At 75.1% G+C, this 8,734-nt stretch carries 9 protein-coding genes; 3 read left to right on the top strand and 6 right to left on the bottom strand.

Annotated features, from left to right (window positions below; genetic code table 11):
- Both ACFU99_RS22670 and ACFU99_RS22665 read right to left on the bottom strand, forming a co-directional pair.
- The coding region (locus ACFU99_RS22670; protein ID WP_384394749.1) for an anti-sigma factor family protein at nt 1–838 on the bottom strand (838 nt) is incomplete at its 3' end.
- Entirely contained in the window at nt 835–1,398 is a 564-nt protein-coding gene (locus ACFU99_RS22665; protein WP_384394747.1) for a sigma-70 family RNA polymerase sigma factor, read from the bottom strand. The genes ACFU99_RS22665 and ACFU99_RS22670, both read right to left, overlap by 4 nt.
- A gap of 542 nt (nt 1,399–1,940) precedes the next feature.
- Here ACFU99_RS22665 and ACFU99_RS22660 point away from each other — a divergent pair.
- On the top strand, nt 1,941–2,300 hold the full coding sequence (locus ACFU99_RS22660; RefSeq protein ID WP_363131705.1) for an STAS domain-containing protein: 360 nt from the start codon (nt 1,941–1,943) through the stop codon (nt 2,298–2,300).
- Between the two features lie 99 nt (nt 2,301–2,399).
- Here ACFU99_RS22660 and ACFU99_RS22655 read toward each other — a convergent pair whose 3' ends face one another.
- Genes ACFU99_RS22655 through ACFU99_RS22645 form a run of 3 tightly spaced genes read right to left on the bottom strand, consistent with a single transcriptional unit; the run spans nt 2,400 to nt 4,923 of the window.
- Complete coding sequence (locus ACFU99_RS22655; RefSeq protein ID WP_384394753.1) at nt 2,400–3,503, bottom strand: sensor histidine kinase; 1,104 nt, start codon at nt 3,501–3,503, stop codon at nt 2,400–2,402.
- 47 nt (nt 3,504–3,550) lie between these two features.
- Entirely contained in the window at nt 3,551–4,165 is a 615-nt protein-coding gene (locus ACFU99_RS22650; RefSeq protein WP_384394745.1) for a hypothetical protein, read from the bottom strand.
- 8 nt (nt 4,166–4,173) lie between these two features.
- Nucleotides 4,174–4,923 carry a response regulator gene (locus tag ACFU99_RS22645; protein ID WP_384394744.1) on the bottom strand — a complete coding sequence of 250 codons (750 nt, stop codon included), beginning with the start codon at nt 4,921–4,923 and terminating at the stop codon, nt 4,174–4,176.
- A gap of 182 nt (nt 4,924–5,105) precedes the next feature.
- On the opposite strand from ACFU99_RS22645, the gene ACFU99_RS22640 reads away from it, so the two are divergent.
- On the top strand, nt 5,106–5,984 hold the full coding sequence (locus tag ACFU99_RS22640; RefSeq protein WP_384394742.1) for a DUF4344 domain-containing metallopeptidase: 879 nt from the start codon (nt 5,106–5,108) through the stop codon (nt 5,982–5,984).
- A gap of 9 nt (nt 5,985–5,993) precedes the next feature.
- Here the strand turns inward: ACFU99_RS22640 and ACFU99_RS22635 are convergent, their stop codons facing one another.
- On the bottom strand, nt 5,994–7,148 hold the full coding sequence (locus ACFU99_RS22635; RefSeq protein WP_384394751.1) for a tetratricopeptide repeat protein: 1,155 nt from the start codon (nt 7,146–7,148) through the stop codon (nt 5,994–5,996).
- A gap of 105 nt (nt 7,149–7,253) precedes the next feature.
- On the opposite strand from ACFU99_RS22635, the gene ACFU99_RS22630 reads away from it, so the two are divergent.
- Entirely contained in the window at nt 7,254–8,564 is a 1,311-nt protein-coding gene (locus ACFU99_RS22630) for an alpha/beta fold hydrolase (protein WP_384394740.1), read from the top strand.
- The last annotated feature ends 170 nt before the right edge of the window (nt 8,565–8,734 follow it).

The raw sequence follows: 8,734 nt of genomic DNA, 5'->3' as shown, positions 1-8,734 counted from the left end.
CCTCCGTACGGGCGGTGGGGGAGCCCTCCTCGCCGCCCGGCAGCGGGTCGGCGAGGCCGAGCGAGGCGGCGACGAGGCCGTCGACGGTCATGAGATGGCCGATGACCCCGGCGACCGTGGTGTCGCGCCGCACCGCCCGGCGGCCCTCGAACCACCGCAGGCTGACCGGCGCCCGCCACTCCGCCTCGCCCATGTCCCGCAGCAGCGCGTCGAGCCGGGCGGCCTCGGCGTCGTACGGGGCGGCCCAGTCGGGCACCGGGATACGGGCCGGGCGGCGGCCGAGGCACCCTTCGAGGACGCGGGAGCGGAGCATCGGGTCGAGGTCGAGGTTCTCCTCGGGGTGCAGCAGCCCCACCGCGTCACGCAGCCGCACGGCCTCGTCGGCGCAGGCCGCGCACTCGGTGAGGTGCGCCTCGACCTCCAGGGTCTCCTCACTGGAGCAGGCGGCCAGGGCCCACGCGCCGAGCAGCGACTTGAGCACCTTGTGCGACCGGGGACCGGCTGAAGCGGCCTCCTCCGGAGGCGGAGGCGGGGGCGTGGGAGCCGGCGGGGTCGGGGGCGGGGATTCCTGTGCCTGCTGAGGCTGCATGGTGTCCGGGGCCGGGGCGGGTGGTTGCGTGGGGTACGGCCAGCGGTCGCCGTCCTCGGGGGCGGCGCGCGGAGTCGGTATGCGCGGCGGCGTGGCGGGGCCGGGGGAGGCGCGCGTGCCGTCGCCGGGCGTGCCGTCGTCCCGGCCGCCGCCCGGATTCCCGCGCGCCCCCGGTCCCGTGCCGCCCTCGTTCCGGTCCCAGGAGCCGTCGTCGGGGTCCCACCGCCCGGGGCCGCACCGCTCGTTCACAGCGCCCTCCCGTAGCCGGGCGGCGGGATGGAGCGGGAGGAGTGGTGGGCGGTGGAGAGCAGCTGGAGGCCGAGCCGCAGCCGGCGGCGGGCCTCGTCCTCCGTGACGCCGAGGTCGGCGGCGGCCTGGCGGTAGTCGAGGCGGCGGAAGTAGGCGAGTTCGAGCGCGGCGCGCAGGGGTGCGGGCATGGAGGTGACGATGTAGTCGGCGCGGGCGGCGGCGGATGCCTCGCGGACCTTCTCCTCGACCTCTTCGGGGGTGCCCTCGCCGTGCGTCTCGTCGTGGCGCAGCCGCTGGACGGAGTGGCGGTGGGTGATCTTGGCGATCCAGGAGCGGAGGGAGCCCTGCTTGGGGTCGTACGCGTCCGGGTGCTCCCAGACGTAGCCGAAGACCTCGCGGGTGATGCGGTCGGCGGCCTCCTCGTCGTCGAGGACGCGGTGGGCGAGGCCGTGCACGAGCGAGGCGAAGCGGTCGTAGAGCTCTCCGAGCGCGGCGGCCTCGCCCCGCGCGAGCCGCTGCTGCATCATGCGGTCCCAGCGGGGTGGTGCGTCATTCGTCATGCGGCCCCCATCCGTTCACCTCTGGTCTGGCTACCCGTCCTGCACCGCGCTACCCATGGGTACGAAGCCGTTTCGAGGAAGCCGTCCCGATCTTTTCCCGGCGGGTTCCCCACCCGCTCCGCTGCTGGTCCGCCGCCGGTTCCCCCGTCCTTCCCGGCAGCTCGCGGGCAGTTTGTGCGCGCGCTCACATACTCATCGAATGTAGTCCCAGCCACCGACAACGCACGTCGATTTGCGGCAAAGTGCGCGCCCGACTGGCTGCGGATGGTATAAGTCCGGTCACTTTGTGTGGGTTGTCCCTGATCGATCCGGATCGTTCCTGCCTGAATACGCCGATGAGTTATGCGGGTGTGACCGGAACTTTGGGGTTTCTGCACCCCAGGTGGGCATAGGGTCGTCACGAGCCCTTTACGCCGCACGGTGTTTCATGAGGGAGCGGCCGGGCAGCCGCAGTCGTGGAAGGGCCCGTTCCGGACAGCCGCCGGACAGCGAGCGACAGGGCGACCGAGCGAAGGGGCTTCGAGCGCGTGACGTTGAAAGTGATGGAGGGCGAACAGGGCCACTGGGCCGTGCTGCAAGTCTCCGGCGAGATGGATCTGGTGACCTCGCCGGCGGTGCGGCAGCACGTGCACGACGCGGTCGCCGAAGGCCGCCGGAGCCTGGTGCTCGATCTCGGAGAGGTCCGCTTCTGCGACTCCAGCGGCGTCGGCGTGCTCATCGCCGCCCGCCGCCTGATGCGGTCCTGTCAGGGACGTCTCCGCCTGATCCTGCCCGCCCAGGGCGCGGTCGACGGCTCGCACGTCAACCGGGTGCTCTCCGCGCTGGGCGTGCGCCGCCTGTTCGAGGTCTACCCGGACCTGGCGAGCGCCACGGACGAGGCCGCGGACCCGCTCTCGGCGTAGCGCGTTCTCGGCGTAGTCCGCGTAGCCCGTTCCGCGTCGTCGCGTGCCGCGTTGTCAGGCGCCGCGTTGTCACGTGCCGCGCTGTCGTGGACCGCGTCGTCACGGACCCGGGAACTCCGCACGTACGACGAAGCCGCCCTCTCCCGTCGGGTGCGCCTCCAGCGTGCCGCCGAGGCTCTGCGCCCGTTCCCGCAGCCCCACCAGACCGTGGCCGCCGCCCGGCAGCCCCGGCGCGGCCAGCGCCGCGTCCGCGGGCCCGTTGCGTATCTCGACCAGCAGCCGCGCCCCGTCCGACTCGCCGACCCGGACCCGTACCCGCGCGCCCGGCGCGTGCTTGCGCACATTGGTCAGCGCCTCCTGCACCGTACGGAAGGCGGCCCGCTCCACCGCCTCGGGATAGCGGGCGGCAGGCGCTGTGCCTCCATCACCCCCCTCCCCGTGCTCGTACGCCACGTCGAGCGCGCTCACCTCGATCAGCCGCGGCAGGTCGGCGAGGCGCGGCTGCGGGGCCAGTTCCTCGGCGTCGCCGCCGGCCGCGCGCAGGATGCCGACCAGGTGGCGCAGCTCGTCCAGGGTCCGTACGCACAGTTCGCGGATCGTACGGGCCCCGTCGCGCGCCGTCGGGTCGGCCGTGCTGATCTGCACGGCCCCGGCCTGGAGGCTGATGAGGCTCACCTGGTGCGCGACGACGTCGTGCATCTCGCGGGCGAGGCGGGCGCGCTCGGTGGCCACCACCTGGTCCGCCAGCAGCCGGTCCTCGCGGGCCCGGCTGCGGGTCAGCTCGGCGAGCCGGGCGGCGAGTTCGCGGCGGGTGCGGGTGAGCAGCCCGAGCGCGACGGGCGCGGCGGCGCTGACGCACGCGTCGACCAGCGCGAGGGCCGTCTGCCGGGGCTCGTCCCAGGTCAGCTCGGAGAGCGGATACGGCAGGAAGTGCGCGAGCACCAGCAGGAACCCGGCGGCGGCGAGCAGCCGCCGGTCGGTGCGGCGGGCGGCCACGGTGTACAGGGCGATCATCGGCGCGAACCAGATATAGCCGATGTAGATCCCCGGCAGCGTCGCCGCGAACACCGCGACGGGAAACCGCCGCCGCCACAGCAGCACGGCCGCCGCCGCCAGCGAGACACCGAGCTCCAGCCCGAGATCGACCCCGTTGACGAGCACGGCGTCGGCGAGCGCGAGCAGCACGGGCACGACGATGGCCATGCGGCCCGCACACAGGCCGCCGGGCCGGTGGCCCCGCCGCCACTTCTTCACCACGGGCGTCGCCTCACGGCGGGCGAGGCGACGGCGCGGGGTACGTCCCCCGCCTGCCCCGCTCGCGCCAGTGCCGCGCGCGTCGCGGCGTCCGCCTCCGACGCCGGGGCCACGGCGGCTTCCCGCTCGGCGTGGGCCGTGGTGTGCGCCTGTACGGCTCGTGCTGCCGCCTCCGGCGCCGGGGCCACGGCGGCTTCCCGCTCGGCCGGGCCCGTGGTGTGCGCCCGCGCGGCTCGCGGTGCGGTGTCCGGCTCCGGCGTCAGCGTTGCGGCGGCCTCCCGTCCGGCCGTGGGCGCGGTGTTCGCCTGCGGCGCCGGGGTCACGGTGGATCCCCGCCCGGCGTGGGCCGTGATGTGCGCCCGCACGGCTCGTACCGCCGTGTCCGTCGCGGTGTTCGCCTCCGACGCCGGGGCCACGGCGGCTTCCCGCTCGGCCGGGCCCGTGGTGTGCGCCCGTACGGCTCGTACCGCCGCGTCCGTTGTGGTGTTCGCCTGCGGCGCCGAGGCCCCGGCGCCCCGTCCGGCCTCGGGCCGGGTGCCCGTCCGTACGGCCCGTGCACCCGCGCCCGCCGTCGCACCGGCGCCCGCGTCGGCGACGGCCGTTCCTGCCATGGCCGCCCTCATGCCGGCGGCACGGCCGGCCCCCGGCCGTGGGCCGGGGGATCGGAGGGACTGGCGGGGTCGAGGGCGGAGCCACCGGCGGCAGCCGTCGGCCGGGGCCGGATCAGCCCCGTGACCAGGCCCGCGCGGTCCGCGACAATGGCGGCCTGGACGCGGTTGAGGCCGCCGAGTTTGCCGAGCACGGCGCGTACGTGGTCCTTGACCGTGCTGGGGGCCAGCCCCATGCGGTCCGCGATGCGGGCGTTGGAGAGGCCGGCGCCGACGTGCGTGAGGACCTCGCGTTCGCGCGGCGTGAGCCCCCGTACGGCCTCGGCCGCGCGCGTCTCCGCGCCCGCCGCCAGATAGCCGCCGATGACGGCGCGGGTGACGCCGGGGTCCAGGACGCTGCCGCCCGCCGCGAGGGTCCGTACGGACCGTACGAGCTGCTCCGGATCGGTGTCCTTGAGGAGGAAGCCGGAGGCCCCGGCGCGCAGCGCCGCCGTGAGGTATTCGTCGGCGTCGAAGGTGGTGAGCATCGCCACGACCGGAGGCCGCCGCTCCGCCCGCAGCCTGCGCAGCACCGTGAGCCCGTCCACGTCCGGCATCCGTATGTCGAGGAGGACGACGTCGGGCGCGCGCCCCAGCACGGTCTCCACGGCCGTGCCGCCGCCGCAGTCTGCGACCACCTCGATGTCCGGGGCCGTGCCCAGGATCATCCGCAGCCCGGACCGGACGAGCTGTTCGTCGTCCACCACCGCTACCCGGATCACCGCCCGTTACCTCGCCTCTGCTCTGTCGGGGTCGCTCCGTCGCGCGTACCGTCCGCCTCAAGCCTGCCGCACCGGCCCGCGAAGCGGACCGGCGGACCGGGCGCACCCCCGCCCATCGGCGGGGGTGATCCAAGACCCGCGGCGGATTCCGTACCAGGGAACTCTCCGGCAGAGTGCTGTCCATGCTGCACCATGCCGGAGGCCGCTCCAGGCCGTCCGACCGCATGGAGCGTCGTCGCGCCCTCGGGCGCACCGCGGCGGCTCTGGCGGTCATGGGCGTCTGCGCCGCGGCCACCACGGCATGCGTCGGCGACGAGTCGCAGGCCGCCGCGTCCCCCACAAGCGGCGGCCTGTCCGTCTCCTATGAGCCCGAGAAAGGCGGCAAAGGGGAAGGCCGGGCCTTCCTCATGGAGCGGCGCATCCCCGAGCGCGTCGCCCGGGCCGTCGGCGAACGCGTGCGGCTGCCCTCCGACGTCAAGATCGTCGCCATGTCCTGCGGCGGTTCCGAACAGGACGTGTACGACGCCGAGACCGGCCGGATCACCATCTGCTACGGCACCGTCGAGGAGCTCCACGGCATGTTCGAGGAGGCCCTCGGCGACGGCGCCGACGACGGGAACAGCCGCCGGACCGTCGACGCCAAGACTGCCGGCGTGGTCACCGAGACCCTCTACCACGAGATCGCGCACGCCCTGAAGGACAAGCTCCGCCTGCCGGTCACGGGCCGCGAGGAGGACGTCGCCGACCAGTTCGCCGCGTACAGCCTCATCCCGATGGGCTCTTCCGGCGTCGCGGCGGTCCTCGACGCCGCCGAGAGCTACGCGCTCTACGCCCGCGACGCCGGCCCCGAGGACGTCGACTTCTCCGACGAGCACTCCCCGGACGCGGCCCGCGCCGCCAACTACCGCTGCTACGTCTACGGCTCCGCCCCGGCCCGCCACAAGAAGCTCGTCGACGGCGAGACGCTCACAGCGGAGCGCGCGGAGCTGTGCGAGGGCGAGTACCAGGACCTGCGGCGCGGCTGGGACGCGCTGCTGGAGCCGCACCGCAAGAGCGGCTGACGCAAGGCCCTACACCGGCGCCGGGCCCAGCGTCGTCGTGCCGGGCGCGGCCCGGTGCCCCAGCCCCGTGCGGTACGCGTCCAGGGCCGCCTCCACCCGGCCCGTACGGCGCAGCAGATCGCCCAGCAGCCGGCACAGGTCCGCCAGGTCGCCCGCCGCCCCGGTCCGCTCCAGCAGCGAGAGCGCCGCGCAGTAGTGCTCCTCGGCGCACTCCGTGTCCCCCCGGTCCTCGGCGATGAGGCCGAGCAGCCGGTGCGCGCCGCCCGCGTGCACCGCGCCCCGCTCGGCGTTCAGCTCCGCCACCTCCAGGAGCGGCAGCAGCAGCGCCTCCGCCGCGCCCGGCCGGCCGCGCCGCCGCAGTACGTCGGCGAGCTCCACCTCCACCTGCACGACGAACAGCGCCGCCCGCTTGGCGGCCAGCATGGAGCGCGCCGTGCGCAGCTCGCGCTCGGCCCGCTCCAGGTCGCCGTCCTGCGCGTGCACGTACCCGAGCATCCAGTGGCAGTGGGCGAGGCCGGTGCGGAGCTGGAGCCGCTCGTACAGCTCGCGCGCCGTGTCGAGGGAGGCGCCGGCCTCCGCCGCCCGCCCCTCGGCGAGCAGCGTGCGGGCCACTCCGCGGTGCGCCCCCGCGACCAGCCCCGGGTCGCCGGCCCGCGGGGCGAGGGCCAGCGCCAGCTCGGCGGCGTGCGCGGCGCGGGCGTGCGCGCCCATGTCCATGTAGGGGGCGATCGAGGCGGTGTGGAGGAGCAGCAGGGCGTCCGGGTCGTGCTGCCCGGAGGCGTTCAGCTCGTCGACCGTGGACTCCAGGAGGTAGCAGGCGTAGTGCAGTTCGCCCGCCAGGAGGTGCGCGGTGGCCCGGCCGCGGATCGCGGGCGCGCGGCGGGGCAGCGGCTCGTCGGCGAGCAGCCGTTCGGCCTCGGCGAAGCGGTCGCGGGCGTCGGCGAGGTCGCCGGTCTCCAGCGCGCAGTCGCCGAGGCCGAGGAGCGCCGCCGACTCCTCCGGTACGAGCCCGAGCGCGGCGGCCTCCTCGCGCAGCGGCCGGAACAGCTCGCGGGCGTCCTGGGCCGCGCCCGTGGACAGCGCCCGGCGCGCGTCGGCGAGCCGCGGCCGCAGCACGCGGCGCCCTATGGCGGCCGGGTCGTCCGCCCGCCCCCCGTCGTCGATCTTCTGAGCCACCGGCTGCCCCTCGGTAGGTTGTGCCCGGAGAAAGTGGGATTGTCGAACCCGTTACGCGCTGCTGTGCGCCCCGCCGAAGTGAGGATGGAACAGATGCCGAAGGCCGCCGCCGGGAAAACCTCCGTCCGCCAGCCAGGTCTCGTCCTCACCGACCACGTCTTCGACGTGCCGCTCGACCACGGGGCCCCGGACGGCGAGCGGATCCGGCTCTACGGGCGCGAGGTCGCCGCGACCCGCGCCCGCGAGGACCTGCCCTGGCTGGTGTTCCTCCAGGGCGGCCCCGGCAGCGCCGCGCCCCGTCCCGTCGGCCGCGCCCACTGGCTCGACCGGGTCCTCGACGACTACCGCGTCCTCCTCCTCGACCAGCGCGGCACCGGCCGTTCCACCCCCGCCACCCGGCAGACGCTGCCGCTGCGCGGGGGCCCCGAGGCGCAGGCGGAGTACCTCGCGCACTTCCGCGCCGCCGCGATCGTCCGCGACTGCGAACTGGTCCGCGCCGAGCTCACCGGCGGCCGGCCCTGGACCGTGCTGGGCCAGAGCTTCGGCGGCTTCTGCGCGGTCAGCTACCTCTCGTACGCGCCCGAGGGGCTCGCCGAGGTGCTGATCACCGGCGGGCTGCCGGGGCTCGACGCCGACGCGGACGCCGTCTACCGCGCCGCCTATCCGCGCATGGAGCGCAAGACCCACGCCCATTACGCCCGTTACCCGGGCGACGAGGCCGCCGCCCGCCGCATCGCCGAGCACCTCGCGGGCCGCGAGGAGGTGCTGGCCGACGGCACGCTGCTCACGCCCGAGGCGTTCCAGCAGCTCGGCATCCTCCTCGGCACGGGCGACGGCTCGCACCGGCTGCACTACATGCTGGAGTCCGCGTTCGTGCCGACCGTCGCCGGGCCGCGGCTGTCGGACGAGTTCGGGGAACAGGCCGCCGCCGTGCTCTCGCACGCCGCCAACCCCCTCTACGCGCTGCTCCATGAGGCAACTTATGCCCAGGACGGGCACGTCACGCACTGGGCGGCCGAACGCGTCAGGGGCGAATTCCCCGAGTTCGACCGGCATTTCGCGACCGGCGGCCCCTTCCTCTTCACGGGCGAGACGGTGCACCCCTGGATGTTCCGCACCCACCCCGCCCTGCGCCCGCTGCGCCGCACCGCCGAACTGCTCGCCGAGCGGAAGGGGTGGGGCCCGCTGTACGACCCGGAGCGGCTCGCCCGCAACGAGGTGCCGGTCGCCGCCGCGATCTACCACGACGACCTGTACGTCGACACCGCGGACTCGCTGCGCACCGCCCGCGCGATCCGGGGGCTGCGCACCTGGGTCACGGACGAGTTCGAGCACGACGGCGTGCGGACCGGGGACGGCGCCGTCGCGGACCGGCTGCTGAGGCTCGTACGGGATGAGGCGTGAGGGGGCGCGGCCGACCCGGCGGCGTGCCGCCGAATGACCGTGCGCGCGGTCGGCCCGTACAGTGATGGCCTTAACTGCCCTTGCCTGTAGGCAACTTCCGTCACAGTCATTGTTCGTCGTCCCGATCGCCCCTACGGTGAGCCGCGCCAAAATCCGGTTCGGCCCGCCGC

This window comes from Streptomyces sp. NPDC057654 (assembly GCF_042800135.1).
Taxonomy (GTDB): Bacteria; Actinomycetota; Actinomycetes; order Streptomycetales; family Streptomycetaceae; genus Streptomyces.
This window is presented reverse-complemented; position numbering and strand designations above follow the sequence as displayed.